The 17,910-nt window shown below is 59.8% G+C and carries 17 protein-coding genes; 7 read left to right on the top strand and 10 right to left on the bottom strand.

All coding sequences use genetic code 11. The features are described from left to right. Positions 1-55: 55 nt before the first annotated feature. A complete protein-coding gene (queC, locus tag FFS64_RS26705) occupies positions 56-754 on the bottom strand; it encodes a 7-cyano-7-deazaguanine synthase QueC (RefSeq protein ID WP_137807796.1) in 699 nt (232 codons plus the stop codon). A 297-nt stretch (positions 755-1,051) separates the two neighbouring features. On the opposite strand from queC, the gene FFS64_RS26700 reads away from it, so the two are divergent. The 3 genes from FFS64_RS26700 (at position 1,052) to FFS64_RS26690 (ending at position 3,571) form a co-directional block, all read left to right on the top strand. Next, positions 1,052-1,402: a hypothetical protein gene (locus tag FFS64_RS26700; protein WP_137807795.1), complete on the top strand. Its 351-nt coding sequence runs from the start codon at positions 1,052-1,054 to the stop codon at positions 1,400-1,402. A gap of 192 nt (positions 1,403-1,594) precedes the next feature. Next, the gene (locus tag FFS64_RS26695; RefSeq protein ID WP_095192876.1) at positions 1,595-2,014 is read left to right on the top strand and encodes a PAS domain S-box protein; all 420 of its coding nucleotides are present in this window, start codon (positions 1,595-1,597) and stop codon (positions 2,012-2,014) included. A 6-nt stretch (positions 2,015-2,020) separates the two neighbouring features. Next, a complete protein-coding gene (locus tag FFS64_RS26690; protein WP_137807794.1) occupies positions 2,021-3,571 on the top strand; it encodes a sulfite reductase flavoprotein subunit alpha in 1,551 nt (516 codons plus the stop codon). A 51-nt stretch (positions 3,572-3,622) separates the two neighbouring features. Here the strand turns inward: FFS64_RS26690 and FFS64_RS31890 are convergent, their stop codons facing one another. Further along, entirely contained in the window at positions 3,623-3,751 is a 129-nt protein-coding gene (locus FFS64_RS31890) for a hypothetical protein (RefSeq protein WP_256660547.1), read from the bottom strand. A 5-nt stretch (positions 3,752-3,756) separates the two neighbouring features. Between FFS64_RS31890 and FFS64_RS26685 the strand changes: the two genes are divergently transcribed. Beyond that, positions 3,757-4,410, top strand: a complete 654-nt coding sequence (locus FFS64_RS26685; protein WP_137807793.1) for a LysR substrate-binding domain-containing protein — start codon at positions 3,757-3,759, stop codon at positions 4,408-4,410. An 89-nt stretch (positions 4,411-4,499) separates the two neighbouring features. Here the strand turns inward: FFS64_RS26685 and FFS64_RS26680 are convergent, their stop codons facing one another. Both FFS64_RS26680 and FFS64_RS26675 read right to left on the bottom strand, forming a co-directional pair. Beyond that, on the bottom strand, positions 4,500-5,681 hold the full coding sequence (locus FFS64_RS26680; RefSeq protein ID WP_137807792.1) for an acetyl-CoA C-acyltransferase family protein: 1,182 nt from the start codon (positions 5,679-5,681) through the stop codon (positions 4,500-4,502). Continuing rightward, positions 5,678-6,460, bottom strand: a complete 783-nt coding sequence (locus tag FFS64_RS26675) for an enoyl-CoA hydratase-related protein (protein WP_137807832.1) — start codon at positions 6,458-6,460, stop codon at positions 5,678-5,680. Before FFS64_RS26675 ends, FFS64_RS26680 begins: the two co-directional genes overlap by 4 nt. Before the next feature lie 217 nt (positions 6,461-6,677). On the opposite strand from FFS64_RS26675, the gene FFS64_RS26670 reads away from it, so the two are divergent. Genes FFS64_RS26670 through FFS64_RS26660 form a run of 3 tightly spaced genes read left to right on the top strand, consistent with a single transcriptional unit; the run spans position 6,678 to position 10,138 of the window. After that, positions 6,678-7,784 carry a polyamine ABC transporter substrate-binding protein gene (locus tag FFS64_RS26670; RefSeq protein WP_137807791.1) on the top strand — a complete coding sequence of 369 codons (1,107 nt, stop codon included), beginning with the start codon at positions 6,678-6,680 and terminating at the stop codon, positions 7,782-7,784. A gap of 30 nt (positions 7,785-7,814) precedes the next feature. After that, positions 7,815-9,233 (top strand): aminotransferase, encoded by a 1,419-nt coding sequence (locus FFS64_RS26665; protein ID WP_137807790.1) that lies wholly within the window; start codon positions 7,815-7,817, stop codon positions 9,231-9,233. After that, a complete protein-coding gene (locus FFS64_RS26660; RefSeq protein ID WP_137807789.1) occupies positions 9,230-10,138 on the top strand; it encodes a helix-turn-helix transcriptional regulator in 909 nt (302 codons plus the stop codon). The genes FFS64_RS26665 and FFS64_RS26660 overlap by 4 nt, the downstream gene beginning before the upstream one ends. A 340-nt stretch (positions 10,139-10,478) precedes the next feature. Here the strand turns inward: FFS64_RS26660 and FFS64_RS26655 are convergent, their stop codons facing one another. The 6 genes from FFS64_RS26655 to FFS64_RS26630 all read right to left on the bottom strand — a co-directional run bounded on the left by FFS64_RS26655 (position 10,479) and on the right by FFS64_RS26630 (position 17,671). After that, positions 10,479-10,892: a hypothetical protein gene (locus FFS64_RS26655; RefSeq protein WP_137807788.1), complete on the bottom strand. Its 414-nt coding sequence runs from the start codon at positions 10,890-10,892 to the stop codon at positions 10,479-10,481. Positions 10,893-11,393: 501 nt separating this feature from the next. After that, entirely contained in the window at positions 11,394-11,708 is a 315-nt protein-coding gene (locus tag FFS64_RS26650) for a hypothetical protein (protein WP_137807787.1), read from the bottom strand. Positions 11,709-12,315: 607 nt separating this feature from the next. Then, complete coding sequence (paaZ, locus tag FFS64_RS26645; protein WP_137807786.1) at positions 12,316-14,373, bottom strand: phenylacetic acid degradation bifunctional protein PaaZ; 2,058 nt, start codon at positions 14,371-14,373, stop codon at positions 12,316-12,318. A 58-nt stretch (positions 14,374-14,431) separates the two neighbouring features. Then, a complete protein-coding gene (locus tag FFS64_RS26640) occupies positions 14,432-15,685 on the bottom strand; it encodes an OprD family porin (RefSeq protein WP_137807785.1) in 1,254 nt (417 codons plus the stop codon). A 34-nt stretch (positions 15,686-15,719) separates the two neighbouring features. After that, positions 15,720-17,366, bottom strand: coding sequence for a cation acetate symporter (locus FFS64_RS26635; protein ID WP_137807784.1), 1,647 nt, complete (start codon positions 17,364-17,366; stop codon positions 15,720-15,722). After that, the gene (locus FFS64_RS26630; RefSeq protein ID WP_137807783.1) at positions 17,363-17,671 is read right to left on the bottom strand and encodes a DUF485 domain-containing protein; all 309 of its coding nucleotides are present in this window, start codon (positions 17,669-17,671) and stop codon (positions 17,363-17,365) included. Before FFS64_RS26630 ends, FFS64_RS26635 begins: the two co-directional genes overlap by 4 nt. Positions 17,672-17,910: the final 239 nt, after the last annotated feature.

The following is a 17,910-nucleotide window of genomic DNA, read 5'->3' as shown; positions in this document are numbered from 1 at the left end:
ATGAGAGGTGGGGCATGAATCAATTGATATGGATTCATGCCCCGAAACTTACGAGTTACCTCAGATTTATTTTTTTATTCAAGCTTTCCATCGTTCCCGTTTTGTTCTCCAGAAAGTAACTCAGTCCCTTGGCGCGAAGCTTACAAGCGTCGCATTTTTCGCATCCGCTACCCTTTATCCCGTTGTAGCAAGACAAGGTGTGATCGCGGACGAATTCCAGCTGGCCGTAGTGATCAGCCAAGGCCCAGGTTTCGGCCTTGTTCAGCCACATCAGCGGCGTTTCTATGTGCAGGGCGTAGTTCATTCCTGACTCAATGGCTGTGTTCAGGGCTTTTACGAATTGATTCCGGCAATCGGGGTAGCCGGAAAAGTCGGTTTCACAGACGCCGGTGATGATCGTCTGCGCTTGTACTTGGTAGGCGTAAATGGACGCCAGAGTTAAGAACAGAATGTTTCTGCCGGGTACGAACGTACTCGGCAGTTTTTCTCCAGAGCTGTTGGTAGTGGGAACCGGGATGTTGTCGCGGGTCAGGCTGCTGATCGCCAGTTCATTCAACACTTTAGTGTCCAGCACCTTGTGTACTTTCACCCCAAGGGTTTTAGAGAGTTGCTGCGCCACTTCAATTTCTGCTTGATGGCGTTGCCCGTAGTCGAAAGTAATACAGTGGATTTCATCGTAGAGCGCCAGTGCATGGATCAAGCAGGTGGTCGAGTCTTGTCCACCACTGAAAACGATAACTGCCTTTTTAGTCATGCTTTTTCTTCCTTGGGGATTCCGAATTCGGCTGGGGGCCTTGACCCTACCGGGAAACTCAAACTCTGGCTGTGGGACATTTCCCAAATGACTGTCTCCGCCTTCCGTTTGTGTCATTTGTTTGCTGGAAATATGGAAAGATAAATTAGTCGTAATGACATCTTAAGTGTCAAAACGACTATTTTCGTGGTTGTCATAAAGACATCTAAATTCTATAAGTGATTGAAATTAAAGGATAAAATAATTGGCATGCTTCGTGAAATAATTCAGACAACGCAACCGAAGCAGGAATTCGCCATGTCCCGTTCCATCCCCTTCAGCTTCACGCTCTGCCTGTTGTTTTCCCCCCTGTGCATGGCCGATCAAGTCGTCCGCGAAGTGCCGGATACCACCGCCGGCAAAGGTTACGGTGCCCTGACCGGCATGATGGTCGGTGCCGTCGGTGGGCCAATAGGCGCACTGGTCGGCGCTGGCGCCGGGTTCTTTGCCGGCAGCTCGGTACAGGAAGCCGCCAGCCTCACGGAAACCGCTTACGAGGTGAAGGACGCCCAGGGCGAAATCAGCACCGTGCGCTCGCCCAATGCCCGCTTCGAGCCCGGTCAGCAAGTGACTCGCAAAGGTCCGCGCCTGGTGCCTCAGGACAGCTGAAGCTGTCGCTGCTTTTGAAGCAAACCACGAACTCCTTTTTAGGGTCCGCTCATGGGTCGGGTCCTCTTTTTTCTCAGCACCACCATCAGTTAATTGACTGATTTATAACGATTAAAAAATAGATGCCCGAGCCGTGCGTTGGCCAGATTTGAATTCGCTGGAAAAACTTTCAATCAATCGAGGGGCAACACAATGCAAGCCATCAACGCCAAAGTCTTGAGCGCACTGGAAAACGTCATGGTGATTTCCACCACGGACCTGCAAGGCAACATCACCTACGTCAACGACCTGTTCTGCAAGCTCACCGGTTACAACAAGGAGGAATTGCTGGGCCAACCCCACAGTGTGGTTCGTCATCCTTCCGTGCCCAAGAGCACGTACAAGCAGATGTGGGACACCATCAAAAAAGGCGAGATCTGGACCGGCGTGATCCCCAACGTCGGCAAGGGCGGCGGCCTGTACGTGGTCGACACCACCGTGCAACCGCTGTTCGACGAGCAGGGCAATATCGTCGAATACATCAGCATCCGCCGGGTGATCAACGACCTGATGAGTGACTTCGAAGCACTGGAGTTTTCCAAGGAGCAATTCGACGAACACTACGACAGGTAAACGGCCATGCCAGAGTTAATCGAACGCATCGTGATCGGTTATGGCTCTGAGTCCGGCAATGCTCACGGGCTGACGCAGCGCTTGTTGCGCCTGACCTGTGTGCAGCCGTATGAATTGGCCGTGCAGGATCTCAATTCCCTGAAGCTCGACACACTGACCCCGCGGGATCTGCTGATCATTGTTTGCAGTTCCTTCGGTGATGGCGAACCGCCGGGCAATGCCGATCGCTTCCTGGATCAACTGATCGCACATGAAAAACTGATCGACCAGCCCTATGCGATCTTCGGCCTGGGCGATACGGCTTACCCGACGTTCTGCGGCTTTACCAAAAGCCTGGATGCCACACTGCTGCAAAAACAGGCCAAACCCTGGATCAACCGGGTGGACGCGGACACCGACTTCGACGGCTTTTTCGATGCCTGGTGCGCCGCCCTGGAAGCGGTACTCAAGGGCGATCGGCGCGCCGGCAGCACGTTGAACCTGCAAGTCACCGCCTACGGTGAAAACGCGGCATGGCCCGCGCGGGTGATCTCGCGCACCCGGCTTAACGCCACGGCGCCTTACGCCTGGCAGATTCGCCTCGACATCGAAGGCAGCGGCATCAAGTACCGCGCTGGCGACAACCTCTATGTCTTGGCGCAAAACGATCCGCAACTGCTGGCACAGATAGGTGAATGGTTCGATCGCGAGGATGCCCGCACGCTGTTGGCGAGCAAGGAGCTGCGACAACTGGGCAAATCGCTGTTGCGCGACATCGCCCGGGTCAGCGGGCATGACACCTTGAAAACCCTGTTGAAGGTCAGCAACCGCAAGGAGCTTGAGGCCTATCTGTACGGCAGGGACGTACTCGACGTGCTGGGTGATTTTTGCGAGCCCGCGCACTTGAGCCTGGAAGACTTGGCCGAATGGTTGCCCGACTGTCTGCCGCGAGCGTATTCCATTGCCTCCCACGACAACCCCGGCTACGTCGACCTGTGCATTCGCGAAATCGCCTATGAAATGGCCGGCCGCTCGCGCAGTGGCACCGCGACCGGGCATCTTGCCGGGCTGCACCCCGAGGCCAGGGTATTTGCCCGCAGCAACCCGCGCTTTCACCTGCCACGGCAGGTCGAACACCCGGTCGTCCTGATTGGCACCGGGACCGGCATCGCGCCGTTGATTGCCCTGCTGGAGCAGATCGAGCAACAAAACAGCCCCGTGCAAACCTGCCTGATCTTCGGCGACCGCCGCCGTGCATCGGACTTCCTCTACCAGTCACGCCTGGAAAACTGGCAAAACAAGGGCGTGCTGGACGAGGTGATCACGGCGTTCTCCCGGGACACCGACACGCGCTACTACGTGCAGGACGCCATGCTCGAATACGGCGCCTACCTGTGGGCATTGCTCGGCCAGGGCGCGCATCTGTACCTGTGTGGCAACAAAAGCAATCTGGAACGAGCCATCGAACAGGCGTTGCTGAACATTGCCATGACCTTTGGCCAACTCGGTGAGGACGACGCGCAGGCCTTTGTCGCCGATCTGTCTGCCAGCAATCGCGTGCATAAAGAACTCTATTGAAGCTTTCCCGTTTTGGCGGGCGGACGAGCCGCAACTCGTCTGCCCGTCTTTTTAGGGTGCCAGCAACAACGTCGATGGCAGCAGGCGGCTGCGGATGTCCATGACGATTTCCGGCGGCCTAGCGCCATGGGCCGGGGTCAGGACATGCAGGAGCAGCACGATGACGGCCATCCGGTGCACGAAAAATGCTGCTGCACTTTGATGAATTCATGCGCGGGATCAAGGCGCCGGTGACGGTCAACACCCTGCGCCCGGGTATCTCCGAAAACCTGGTGCCCACGCAATTGCCCATGCTCCTGTCGCGCTTCAACAAGCTGTATCCCGACCTGGAACTGGAGCTGACCACCGGTCTGAGCAATGACCTGCTGGCCGATCATGAAGCCGGGCTGCTGGATGTGGTCATCGCCAAGCGCAAGATGAGCGGGGCCGCGCAACGGGGGCGGGTGATCTGGCGCGAGCCGTTGGTGTGGATGGCGGCCAAGGATTACCAGATCGAAGCGGCGCGGCCTTTGTGCCTGGTGCTGATGCGACCACCCTGCGGTTATCGCGCGATCATGGTCGAGGCGTTGGCTTCGGTGCAGAGGGAGTGGTCGTCGGCGTGCCTGGCGAACAACCTTGGCGGGGTTCAGGCGGCGGTGGCTGCCGGGCTTGGGGTGACGGCCCTTGGCACGTCGTTTTTGCAGGAAGGCATGCGGATCATCGAGCCGTCGCAGAAGCTGCCGACGTTGCCGTCCACGGAGGTTGCGGTGATCGGTGATGAGCCGCGGACGCAGCATCTGGTGCAGCCGTTGGTGGCGTTGTTGACTGAGGGATTGATGGCGGGGGCGGGGCTGACCTGAGCAGCTATTACCTATTCAGGGCAAATACCTGTGGCGAGGGAGCAAGCTCTCTCGCCACAGGTTATTCGTTTGGTAGATGAGCCGTGCTATCAAGCCCGCTCAAAAATCGCCGCAATCCCCTGGCCACCACCAATGCACATGGTCACCAGCGCATAACGCCCGTTGGTGCGATGCAGTTCGTGGATGGCCTTGGTGGCAATGATCGCGCCGGTCGCGCCCACCGGGTGACCCAGGGCGATGCCCGAGCCGTTCGGGTTGACCTTGGCAGGATCGAGGTCGAGTTCCTGACTGACCGCACAAGCCTGCGCGGCGAAGGCGATGTTGGCTTCGATCACGTCCATGTCGGCGACGGTCAGGCCGGCACGCTTGAGTGCAATGCGCGTGGCCGGAACCGGACCCAGGCCCATCAGTTCCGGTTCAAGACCGGCATGGGCGTAGCTGACCAGGCGGGCCAGCGGGCGCAGGTTGTTGATCTGAACCGCAGCACCGGTCGCCATGACCAGGGCCGCCGCTCCGTCGTTGAGACCGGAGGCGTTGCCGGCAGTGACCGAGCCGTCCTTCTTGAACGCCGGTTTCATTTGCGCCAGCTGTTCCAGGGAGGTGGCGCGCGGGTGTTCATCGACATTGAACAGCTTGGTGCCTTTGCGATCCTGGATTTCGACCGTGGCGATCTGCTCGGCGAAGTAGCCATTGGCGATGGCATGGGCCGCGCGTTTCTGGTCTTCGAAGGCCAGGGCGTCCTGCATTTCGCGAGTGATGCCATTGCGCGCGGCGACGTTCTCGGCGGTGATGCCCATATGGAAGTTCTGGAACGGGTCATGCAGGATGCCGAGCATGTAGTCGACGGCCTGGACATTGCCCATGCGCGAGCCCCAGCGGGCGGATGGCAGCAGGTACGGGCCGCGGCTCATGGATTCGGCACCGGCACCAATGGCGATCTCGGCATCGCCCAGCAACAGCGTCTGCGCCGCGCTGATGATGGCTTGCAGGCCGGAACCGCACAGGCGATTGACGTTGTAGGCCGGGGTTTCCTTCGGGATGCCGGCGTTCATCGCGGCAACGCGTGAGATGTAGGCGTCGCGGCATTCAGTGGGGATCACGTTGCCCATCACCAGATGGCCGACGAGGGCCGGGTCCACGGCGGCGCGTTCCAGGGCAGCCTTGACGGCCGTGGTCGCCAGGTCGGCCAGGGGCACATCCTTGAGCGAGCCGCCAAACGTGCCGATGGCGGTACGGGCGGCGCTGACGACGTAGATTTCGGGAGTGTTCATGGCTGGTTTCCTTTCGGTGGATTCTTATCTGTACTGCGATTGAGCAGGGCGTTCAAGGCCGTTTTGGCCTCATCGGTGTTCAGGCGCTGGATGAACAGCAAGTTTTCTTCGCGCAGGGTGGCTTGCAGTTCGGCCATACCGGCCTGCTTCATCAGTTGCCGGGATTGGCGCAAGGATTCCTGGGGCAATGCCAGCAAGCGCTGGGCGATCTTGTTCGCCGCTTCCAGGCATTGGACTGCGTCATCGAATGCTTGGTTGGCCAGGCCCCATGCCACTGCGTCATCGCCATTGAGGCCTTCGCCCAGCAACAGCAGACGCGCCGCGCGGGCCTGTCCGAGCAGGCGCGGCAACAGCAGACTGGCGCCGAACTCCGGGCACAGACCCAGGTTGACGAACGGCATGCGCAGCTTGGCGTTGCGGGTCACCAGTACCTGATCGCAATGCAGCAGCAAAGTCGTGCCGATGCCGATGGCCGCCCCACACACCGCTGCGATCAGCGGTTTTTGCAGGTGGGTCACGGCGCGCATCAGGCGGAAGGCCGGGCTGTCCAGGTGAGTCGGCGGTTCCCGCAAAAAATCCACCAGGTCGTTGCCGCTGGTAAAGCAATTCGGGCCACCGGTCAGGATCACCACGCGGACCGCCTCGTCTTCGTCGGCGGCGAACAGCAGGTCGGCCAGCCGCGTGTACATGGCGTTGGTCAGCGCATTGAGCTTGTCGGAGCGGTCGATGGTCAGTGTCAGCACGCCATCGTGGTGTTCTTGTTTGATCAGGTTGGTCATGGCTGGCGCCTGCAAAGTCGATTCGGCGGCCACTTTAAGCGGCAGGCAAACCCCGCAGCTATGACAAAACGGGTCAACCGGACTGATGTTTTTTGCCATGTGGTGGCTCAAACCGGCGTACACACCCATTCGGGGTATGGTGCCGCCAGTTGAATCGCCCAATAGTAGGTTCATCCGCTCATCCAGAGCCGAACTCGCTTGATAAGGTGCATTTGCTATGGGCAAGACACTGCTTAAGGTGATTTCCAGTCTGTTTGTTGTTCCGCTGACCCTGCACGCTCACGCCGCCGATGTGAGCGACGGCAAAACGCTCAGGCTGTACAACTGGGCGGATTACATCGGTGAAAAAACCCTTGCGAATTTCGAGAGGGACACCGGCATCAAAGTCATCTACGACACCTTCGATGCCTACGAAACGGTGCAGGCCAAGCTGCTGACCGGCCACTCCGGCTATGACCTGATCGTCTTGAATGCCTCCCTCGCGCCACCGCTGATTCAGGCCAAGGTGTTCCAGCCGCTGGATAAAAAGCTGCTGCCAGGCTGGAGCAATCTGGACCCGAAAGTCTTGCAGGACTTGCAGGGCTTTGACCCCGGAATTGCGTACTCGGCGCCCTACACTTGGGGCAGCAACGGGGTCACCTACAACGTCGACAAGATCAAGGAGCGCATGCCGGATGCGCCGATCGGTTCGCTGGCGATGATTTTCGATCCGAAGATCGTTTCGAAGTTTGCCGACTGCGGCGTCACCCTGCTCGATGCGCCCACCGAAGTCATTCCCATGGCCCTGAAGTACCTCGGCCGCGACCCGCGCAGTGCCGCGCCGGCGGACCTCAAGGCCGCCCAGGAGTTGCTGTTGTCGGTCCGGCCGTACATCCGCAAATTCGATTCGGTGAATTACCTGACCAGCCTGCCCAACGGTGATGTGTGCATGGCCATGACCTGGTCCGGCGATTACGCCACCGCCATGGCCCGTGCCGAAGAGGCGAAGAAGCAGATCAACCTGGCCTATTTCATTCCCAAGGAAGGCTCACTGATCTGGTTCGACAACCTGTACATCCCGGCCGACGCGCCCCACGTGGCCAACGCCCACAGGTTTCTTAAGTACCTGATGCAGCCACAGGTGATCGCCGATGTGAGTGATTACATCAATTACGCCAACAGCAACGCGGCCGCAACGCCTCTGCTCAATGCCAGCGTACGCGATAACCCGGCGATTTATCCCGATGCAGACATTCGTCAACGGCTGTTCCCGCAGAAAACCCAGGACGCGAAAGACATGCGCGCCATCACGCGGGTCTGGAGCACGGTGAAGAGCGGGATTTGATCGTCTAATTGTTCAGTTTGAGGTTTTGGTATGGCTACCCCAATTCAAAAAGCGTTTTCGGCGGCTGAAGAGGCTGCACTGGTCAAGGCTGACAAGGCCCACCACATGCACGGTTACCACATGTTCGACGAGCACGCCGAACAAGGTTCGCTGAACATCGTTGCCGGCGACGGCGCCTACATCTATGACACCCAGGGCAACCGCTTCCTCGATGCCGTAGGCGGCATGTGGTGCACCAACATCGGTCTGGGCCGTGAGGAAATGGCCGAAGCCATCGCCGATCAGGTACGGCAACTGGCCTATTCGAATCCGTTTTCCGACATGTCGAACAACGTCGCCATCCAGTTGTGCGAAAAACTCGCCAGCCTGGCCCCCGGCGACCTTGACCATGTGTTCCTGACCACCGGCGGCTCGACTGCTGTGGACACCGCGTACCGCCTGATCCAGTTCTATCAGAACTGCCGTGGCCTGCCTGAAAAGAAGCACGTCATCGCCCGTTTCAACGCCTATCACGGCTCCACCACGCTGACCATGTCGATCGGCAACAAGGCTGCCGACCGGGTGCCGGAGTTCGATTACGCCAACCCGCTGATCCACCACGTGTCCAACCCCAACCCTTATCGCGCACCGGACGGCATGGACGAGGCGCAGTTCCTCGAATTCCTGGTCAAGGAGTTCGAAGACAAAATCCTATCGATTGGTGCGGACAATGTGGCCGGGTTCTTCGCCGAGCCAGTGATGGGCTCGGGCGGGGTGATCATTCCGCCCAAGGGCTACCTCAAGCGCATGTGGGAAGTCTGCCAGCGCTACGACATCCTGTTTGTCGCCGACGAGGTGGTCACTTCGTTCGGCCGGCTGGGCAAGTTCTTCGCGTCAAAAGATGTGTTCGACGTGCAGCCCGACATCATCACCACCGCCAAGGGGCTGACCTCTGCGTACTTGCCGTTGGGCGCGTGCATCTTTTCCGACCGCATCTGGAAGGTCATCGCCGAGCCGGGTACGGGCCGCTGCTTCACCCACGGTTTCACCTACAGCGGCCATCCGGTGTGCTGCACGGCGGCGCTGAAGAACATCGAGATCATTGAGCGGGAAAACCTGCTGGCCCATGTCGACGATGTCGGCGGCTATCTGGAGCAGCGCCTGGCCACGTTGCGGGAGCTGCCGCTGGTGGGCGATGTCCGCTGCCTGAAACTGATGGCGTGCGTGGAGTTCGTCGCCGACAAACGCACCAAGGCGTTGTTCGCCGACGAGATCAATATCGGCGAGAAAATCCACGTGCGGGCCCAGGCGAGGGGACTGCTGGTGCGGCCGATCATGCACCTGAACGTGATGTCGCCGCCGCTGATCCTGACCTATGAGCAGGTGGACGAGATCGTCGAGATCCTGCGCGAGTGCATCCTGGAAGTGGCGGCCGAGCTTCAAGCGAGCGGCCAGTACGCCGGCCAATGACTTCATCCGTCAGGCTGTTACCAAGGGCCTGTTCACCCGCTAGACTGCGGGTCATGAGCAAACCAAACGACGATACGCTGATCGCGATGCCCTTCGGGGCATTGCACAAATGGCATGGGGGCATGCGCGAGGCATTCGCCCATATCGATGAGCCCGACGCCCTGCAATACCTGGCGTCGGCGTTGGCGCAACTGGTGTCCATCGAATCGATGATGATCAGCCTGGAGCGCAAGGACCGCGCACCCCAGTTGCTGTATCAGCGCGGGATTGCCCAGGAATATCAGGTCTCGATACTCGAACGCTATTTTGCCGGGGGCTACCTGCTCGACCCGTTCTGCCTGGCGGTGGAGCAGGGGTTGGCGCAAGGCTTCTATCACCTGGAGGAGATTGCGCCGGACAACTTCTTCGACAGTGACTACTACAAGGCTTTCTACCTGAACGCGGGTTGTTCGGAAGACAGCTACTACATCGTCGATACGGGCAACGACACCAAGATCTCCGTCAGCCTCTATCAGGGTTTCGGCGGTGAATGCCTGCGGGTCGATCAACTGAACCTGCTGCGCGCCGTCGAACCACTGGTGCGCGAATTCATCAGCGAATTCAGCCGCCGTGGCCTGCTGCGTAATAGCGAGATCCAGTGCAATCACGAACAAGGCCTGCGTGACGACCTCAAGCACCGGGTGCAATTCGCGTTCGAGCATTTCGGCAGTGATCTGCTCACCGAACGCGAGCGGGAAGTGGCGCACATGGTCCTGCGAGGTCACTCGGTGAAATCCACGGCCAGCGAGATGAACATCTCCCCGGAAACCGTGCGCATGCACCGCAAGAACCTGTATCTGAAACTGGAAGTGGGATCGCAGTCGGAGTTGTTTGCGCTGTTTATCGAGTGGTTGCGCGGGCACTGATGGCCCGACACAACCGATAACTCTGTGGGAGCGAGCCTGCTCGCGAATGCGGCATCACATTCAACATCGTTGTTGACTGATGCACCGCCTTCGCGAGCAATCGGGGTGTGCCGCTGGGCCACTTGGGTTAAGCCATGTGCTCCGTGCGACACGTTGTTCACGGGACTGAACGTTCTGTGCAAATCCTCCTGCCGCACGCGCACGGATGCTGCGGGTTCACCGGTTCAGGCGGGAACGGTTATGTCACAACCCCTACATGGCGAGTACAGCAGCGGGTGAGTTGCAGGGGCATCGTGGGGTTCGGATTGAGTTAATCGGGATCCCGCAACACTGATCGCAACTAATCCGGCATGCCGACGTTGAGATACAAAACGTCGACATCCTCTGATCCTCTCCCCGAATCAACGACGGATGGTCTCTTTAATCCCAACGACAATCCACCGCTTGCAGAGGACGGCGGATGCCGCGTTGGCACTGCCACGCTGCGGCTTACTGCCGCCTGTAGATCGTTCTTCGCACCCGAGAGCTCGCGTATGCGTTGGGTGAACGCAGGGAAAAACCCTTTTTCCGGCCAATCTAGCTCCGATGTCGAGCCCAGATCCTCCCCGAGATACGTTGCATCCATAAACCACAGCGTCCCACTATCTGTGTGCACCTCCGCTGCCTCATAGGTCAAACCGGCTTGTCTCGCGCACTGTTTGTAATCGTCAAACCGAAGATCTGGATTTAGGTTGTACAAAATCAACATAGCCATTTCGATCGCCTCTTGTTTGTGTCTTTGCGACCCTGGGGGCTGTGCCCGGTCGTGTCGCAATACTCCGCTTGAATACGGTGCTGGCCAGCGCCGCGATCCGATCTACACCAACCCTTGCGAAAGCACCTGTCTTCTGAGCTTCAGTGGCTTCTACTCAGCCGGGGCTCGGCATAGGCCAAATGTGCTTTACCGTGGAGGCGTGGCATTGGGGCTAAACGATCGCTCGTGAAATACTGCTGCCGTATGTCCTGCCTGTGCGTAATGTTCCTTCAGGTGCGATGCCTTCGCACCTGTCAGAAATAACAGGTCTTTAGAATAAATCGGCATTGAAGCTTGTGATTCTAATCCCAGACCATTTTCGTACTCGGCCGGGGCGGGAAGGGACAAATCCAGTGGGAGTGAACTTGCTCCCGAAAGCGGTGTACCCGTCGATAAATCATCGCCTGACACTGCGCCTTCGCGAGCAGGCTCGCTCCTACAAGGGGTCTCCCACTGGGCTGGTCAGCGCGCCCGCAACCGTCGCCCGATCACATCCAGCACATCACAGCCATCGCGCAACGGGATGGCGCAGAGCAATGAAAAGTCGCTGAGAATGAAGGAATCGCACTCGATCGAACCGCGCATGGAGAGGTTTTCCAGTACCTGGGTGACGGCACGGATTCGGTAGTTGGCGGCGTCCATCAGAATGTCGAGCGGTGCGTGTGTGTCGACGAAGAGGGTGGGCATGTCGGTGCAGTTGCCGGTCAATGCCATGAAGCGGTTGTCGGGGTGAGGGGTTGGTTTTTCGTAGGGGGGATCAGGATGAATGGTTTTCATGGTTTCGAGCTCACGGGAAGAAAAAACGGAGCTGCCGAAAGCCTTCCTACGGGCTAGGGGTGGCAGCCATGTACGGGGTAGGAAAATCGAGTCCCGAGAACCTCGACCACGCCGAAGCGTGCCCGTACATAGCCGCCGCAGCTGATAGTACGGACGCATTTGAACGGCCGCAAACCAGGTAACTGGCGCCAACATAGTTCTCGGAAATCTCGAGGTTCCTACACCCCACCACTGAATTTCAGTGACCCCCAAAGACTATCGATTGAGCACCTTCCAAACCAGTTCACGCAAATCGCCACATTTCGAAGGAAATCTCCGAAGACATTGCCCAGAAATGTCCTAGGACTTGTCCAATTGGCATCTGTCAAAAGGGAGCGGTGGAGGGTGGGTGAGGGACAGCGGGCATGACTGCAGCCTAGGAAAAACAGAAATCTCCTACGCCAATTGACACCTGAATCACCTCAACCCTTGTGGGAGCGAGCCTGCTCGCGAAAGCGCAGTGTCAGTCGACAGCATCACTGTCTGGCACACCGCCATCGCGAGCAGGCTCGCTCCTACAGGTGGGGGTTGGTTGACCACAGGATCTGTGGTCAACCAGAGACGCGGATCAGTCTTCGCGCTTCACGACCAGAGTCAGAATGTCATAGCTGGCCACCAGTTCACCGAGCTGGTTGGTGACTTCCACATCCCACGCCACCACCCCTTGCGGGCTCTTTTTGCCCTGGTCGATTTTGCGTTTGCAGGTCAGGCGGGCTTGGATGGTGTCGCCGATGCCTACCGGGTTGATGAAGCGCAGGGTGTCGAGGCCGTAGTTGGCCAGGACCGGGCCGACGCCAGGGGAGACGAACAGGCCTGCCGCCGCCGACAGCACGAAGTAGCCGTGGGCGATGCGCTTGCCGAATTGCGATTCCTTGGCCGCGATGTCGTCGAAGTGCATGTAGAAGTGGTCGCCCGACAGGCAGCCGAAGTTCACCAGGTCGGCTTCGGTGACGGTGCGACGGTGGGTCAGCAGTGACTCGCCGATCTGCAGGTCCTGGAAGTAGCGACGGAAGGGGTGCACTTCGGTTTCGATGACCTTGGCGCCGCGCACGTATTCACCGGTGACGGCTGCCAGCATGGTTGGCGAACCCTGTACCGCCGCACGTTGCAGGTAGTGTTTCACCGCACGCAGACCGCCGAGTTCTTCACCGCCGCCGGCACGACCAGGGCCGCCGTGCTTGAGTTGCGGCAGCGGCGAGCCGTGACCGGTGGATTCGCCGGCGCAGTTGCGGTCCAGCACCAGCAGACGGCCGTGCAGTGCAGCGGCGACCGGTACGGCTTTGGCCGCGATTTGTGGGTCTTTGGTGACCAGGCTGGCCACCAGGCTGCCCTTGCCGCGAGCGGCCAGTGCCAGTGCTTCGTCCAGATCGTCATACGCCATCAAGGTGCTGACCGGACCGAACGCTTCGATGTCGTGAGCGCCACCTTCGGCGTGCGGATCGCGGGCCTGCAACAGGGTCGGGGCGAAGAACGCGCCCTTGTCGACGTTCTCGCCACGGGGTTCGAAACCATCGCGGGCGCCGAACAGCAGGTCGCTGCTCTGCAATAGCATTTCCAGGCGCTCGGCCACGTCTTTCTGCTGATCGTGGGACGCCAGCGCACCCATGCGTACGCCTTCCACCGATGGGTCGCCGACCACGACTTTGGCCAGACGATCACGCAGGCGCGTGGCGACGGCATCGATGTGCTTGGCCGGGACGATGGCGCGACGGATGGCGGTGCATTTCTGCCCGGCCTTGGTGGTCATCTCCCGGGCGACTTCCTTGATGAACAGCTCGAATTCTTCGTCATCCGGGGTGACATCCGGGGCGAGGATCGCGCAGTTCAGCGAGTCGGCTTCGGCGGTGAACGGCACCGAGTTGCGAATCAGGTTCGGGTTGACCCGCAGCTTGGCGGCGGTGTCGGCGGAACCGGTGAAGGTCACCACGTCCTGGCCTTGCAGGCGATCGAGCAGGTCGCCAGTGCCGCCGATGATCAGCTGCAGGCTGCCCGTCGGCAGCAGGCCGGATTCGTCCATCAGGCGCACCACGGCTTCGGTCAGGTAGCTGGTGGCGCTGGCTGGCTTGACGATGCACGGCATGCCGGCGAGGAAGCTCGGCGCGAACTTTTCCAGCATGCCCCAGATCGGGAAATTGAAGGCGTTGATGTGCACCGCGACGCCGCCGCGTGGCACCAGGATGTGGGTGCCGGCGAAGGTGCCCATTTTGCTCAGTTGCAGCGCCGGGCCTTCGTGTACGACGTTGCCCGACGGCAGCTCGCGGGAGCCGAGGCTGGCGTAGGTGAACAGCGTGCTGTTGCCGCCTTCGATGTCGATCCAGCTGTCGGCACGGGTCGCGCCACTGTGGTGGGAAATCGCGTAGAGCTGTTCCTTGCGTTCGGCCAGATACAGGGCCAGGGCTTTGAGGCGCTGGGCGCGTTGCTGGAAGTCCAGGGCCATCAGGCCGCTGACGCCTTGGCGGCGACCGTGTTCGATGGCTTCGGCGAAGTCCGGGCGCTCTTCATGGGTGCGGAAGATTTCATGGCCGTCGATGGCGCTGCGCAGGATTTGCGCGCCTTGTTGGCCGATCCAGCGGCCGGCGATGAAACTTTGCAGGGTGGGGGCATGCAGTGCAGGTGAAGAGGACATCACGATTGCTCCTGGTTATGAGGGGTTGTGGCGCGACCGTGACCGCGCCCTTTCGGAATTACCAAAGCGCCAAGGTGTAACCGACGATCAGCCGGTTCTCATCGAGGGCGGTAGTCAAGCCATTGCCAGAACGGAAGGTCACGTTGCGCCAGCGCAGGCTGACGTTCTTGAACACACCGCTCTGGATGACGTAGCTGATATCGGTGTCGCGCTCCCATTCGCGACCGTTGTCGACGCTGCCCGCCTTGACGTGGCGGCCGTCGGTGTAGCGGGACATGAAGGTCAGGCCGGGAATGCCTTGCGCCGCGAAGTCATAGTCGTAACGCAGCTGCCAGGAATCTTCGTCGGCGCGGGTAAAGGTGTTGAAAGTCACCAGGTTGACCACGTACGGATCGCCGCCGTTGAGGAACGGAAACGCGCTGTCGCCGGACAATTGCTGGTAGGCGGCACTGACCTTGTGGGCACCGTGGGACACCGTGAACATGCCGTTGAAGTTACGGTTATCGATGCGTCCGGCCTGCTCGGCGCCGTCGCCGCGGCTGTCGAAATAACGCAGGTCGCTGCGCAGGTTGAAGCCATTACCCAACGGTTGCGTATGCACCAGTCCGGCGAATTGCTGGCGATAGATCTGGTCGAGCTTGCTGTAGTAGTAGCTCACATTCAGTTGCGGGCTGAACGCGTAGCTGCCACCGCCGAAGTCGAAGTGATCGCTGGTGGCGGCACCGAAGCCGATGTCATCGTTGCTGGAGGAGTCCCGCAGGTTGGCCTTGGTCAGGCGTCCGGCATTCACTGTCAGGCCGTCGATTTCCTGGCTGGTCAGCAAGCCACCTTCAAAGGTCGAACCCAACAGGCGTGTGTCGTTGTAAGTCACCACTGGCAACAAGGGCTGCAGGGTGCCGAGTTTCAACACGCTTTTGGATACCCGCAATTTTCCGGTCAGGCCCAGCTCGCTGTACTCGTCGTCCGGCTCATGGCTCTGTGGGCCAAACGGCAGCAGCCCGGTGCCACGACGGTCGGGACTGGAGTCGAGCTTGATCCCCAGTTCGCCCAGTGCGTCGAGACCGAAACCGAAGGTGCCGTCGGTGAACCCGGACTCGATGCGCGCAGTGAATCCCTGGGCCCATTCTTCGGCCCTGGATTGCGGCGCGTTGTCCTGACGGAAGTCGCGGTTGATGTAGTGATTGCGCATATCAATGCGGGCCTTGCTGTCGCCGATGAAGTCGGCCATGGCGCTGGGGGCGATCATGGGCAGACTCAATGCGGCGGCCAGCGAAAACAGTGATTCACAAGACGTGGTACGTGCGGGTTTCATTATTTTTATTCCCAGCCAACTGATCGGTCGTCGTTTAGTGTTTGCTGGCGCCGGTGGCACCGATGCCGGTCATTGAGCGGATGAACTGCGCCAGATAACGGCCACGCTCAAGGGCTGCACGGGGCGAGGTGTCGGTGACGGAAAACAGCCATGCACTAAAGAACGCCAGGCTCATGGAAAACAGCGCCGGGTTGGAGTACGGGAACAGTGCCTTGTCGTGATGCATCACGTTGACCCACACCGCGGGGCTCAGCACCAGCAACACAATCGCCGAGACCAGTCCGGACAAACTGCCGAGGACAGCGCCACGGGTGGTCAGGCCTTTCCAGTACATCGAAAGGAACAGCACCGGGAAATTCACCGAGGCGGCGATGGCCAGCACCAGGCCCGAGAGGAAGGCAATGTTCTGCGATTCGAACAGCAGGCCGAGAATGATCGCCAGCACGCCGATGCACAGCGTGGCGATCCGCGACACGCGCATCTCTTGCTGCTCGCTGACCTGCCCCTTGCGCATCACACAGGCATACAGATCGTGGGACACCGCCGAGGCGCCGGACAGCGCCAGCCCGGCGACCACCGCCAGAATGGTGGCGAAGGCGACTGCCGAAATGAAACCGAGGAACAGATTGCCGCCGACAGCCTGGGCCAGGTGCACGGCGACCATGTTGCCGCCGCCGATGATCGCGCCAGTGGCGTCGCGGTACGACGGATCGGTGCCGACCATGACGATCGCGCCGAAGCCGACGATGATCAGCAACAGGTAGAAGTAGCCGATGAAACCGGTGGCATAGAACACGCTTTTACGCGCTTCCTTGGCATCGCTGACGGTGAAGAAACGCATCAGGATATGCGGCAAGCCGGCAGTGCCGAACATCATGCCCAGCCCCAGGGAAATCGCGTCGATCGGGTTCGACAGCAAGCCGCCGGGCGCCATGATCGCACTGCCCTTGGCGTGCACGGCGGTGGCGCCCGCGAACATCGCTTCGGTGCTGAACCCGAAATGCTTGAGTACCATGAACGCCATGAAACTGGTGCCGAACAGCAGCATCACGGCTTTGATGATCTGCACCCAGGTGGTGGCGAGCATGCCGCCGAAGGTCACGTAGAACACCATCAACACGCCGACCAGCATCACGGCGTAGAGGTAGTCGATGCCGAACAGCAATTCGATCAGCTTGCCGGCGCCGACCATCTGCGCCACCAGGTACATCAACGCCACAGTCAGGGTGCCGAAGGCCGAGGTCAGGCGCACCGGCGTCTGCTCCAGGCGATAAGAGACTACGTCGGCAAAGGTGTATTTGCCCAGATTGCGCAGGCGTTCGGCGATCAGGAACAGGATGATCGGCCAGCCGGCCAATACACCCAGGGCATAGAGCAAGCCGTCGTAGCCGTTGAGGAACATCATCGCGGAAATGCCCAGGAAGGACGCGGCCGAGATCATGTCGCCGGCAATCGCCAGGCCGTTCTGGAAGCCCGTCATGCCGCCGCCAGCGGTGTAGAAATCGCTGGCCGACCGGGTACGCAATGCCGCCCAGCGCGTAACGCCGAGGGTGAACAGCACGAACACCAGGAACATGCCGATGGCGTTCCAGTTCAAGGGGCGGGCGGCGCCTTCGGCAGCCACCGCCAGGTCCGTCACCGCTGCCAGCGGTAGCAGGAACAACGCGAGAAGGCGGCTCATCGTGCGCACTCCTGCTTGAGTTTTTCATTCAGCGGGTCGATCACGTTGTTGGCGCGATAGACATAGAAACCGGTCAGCGCAAAGGCCAGCCCGACGATGACGACACCCACCAGCATGCCCACGGTGGTCACACCGCCGCTCAGGGACTGGCCGAGGGTGGAGGGGGAAAACGCCACCAGCAGTACGAAGCCGTAATAGATCACCAACATGGTCAGGCTCAGCGACCAGTACAGCTTCTGTTTGCGACGAACCAGCTGGATGAAATCCGGGTGTTGGCGGATGAGTTCTATGTCTTGGGGGGTCATGGTGGTGTTCTCTTGTTTTTGTTGTGGGATGAACAGTGAGTTGGTGGCAGTTATCGGTTAACTGTGGGAGCGAGCCTGCTCGCGAAGAGGCCATCAAATTCAACATTGATGTTGCTTGATGCTCAGTCTTCGCGAGCAGGCTCGCTCCCTCAGGGTTCGGCGGTGTGGGGTTTAGAGCTGGTCGAAATCCAGCACGACCTTGTCGCTGATCGGGAAGGCCTGGCACGACAGCACATAGC

The organism is Pseudomonas sp. G(2018) (assembly GCF_005502415.1).
GTDB lineage: Bacteria > Pseudomonadota > Gammaproteobacteria > Pseudomonadales > Pseudomonadaceae > Aquipseudomonas.
This window is presented reverse-complemented; position numbering and strand designations above follow the sequence as displayed.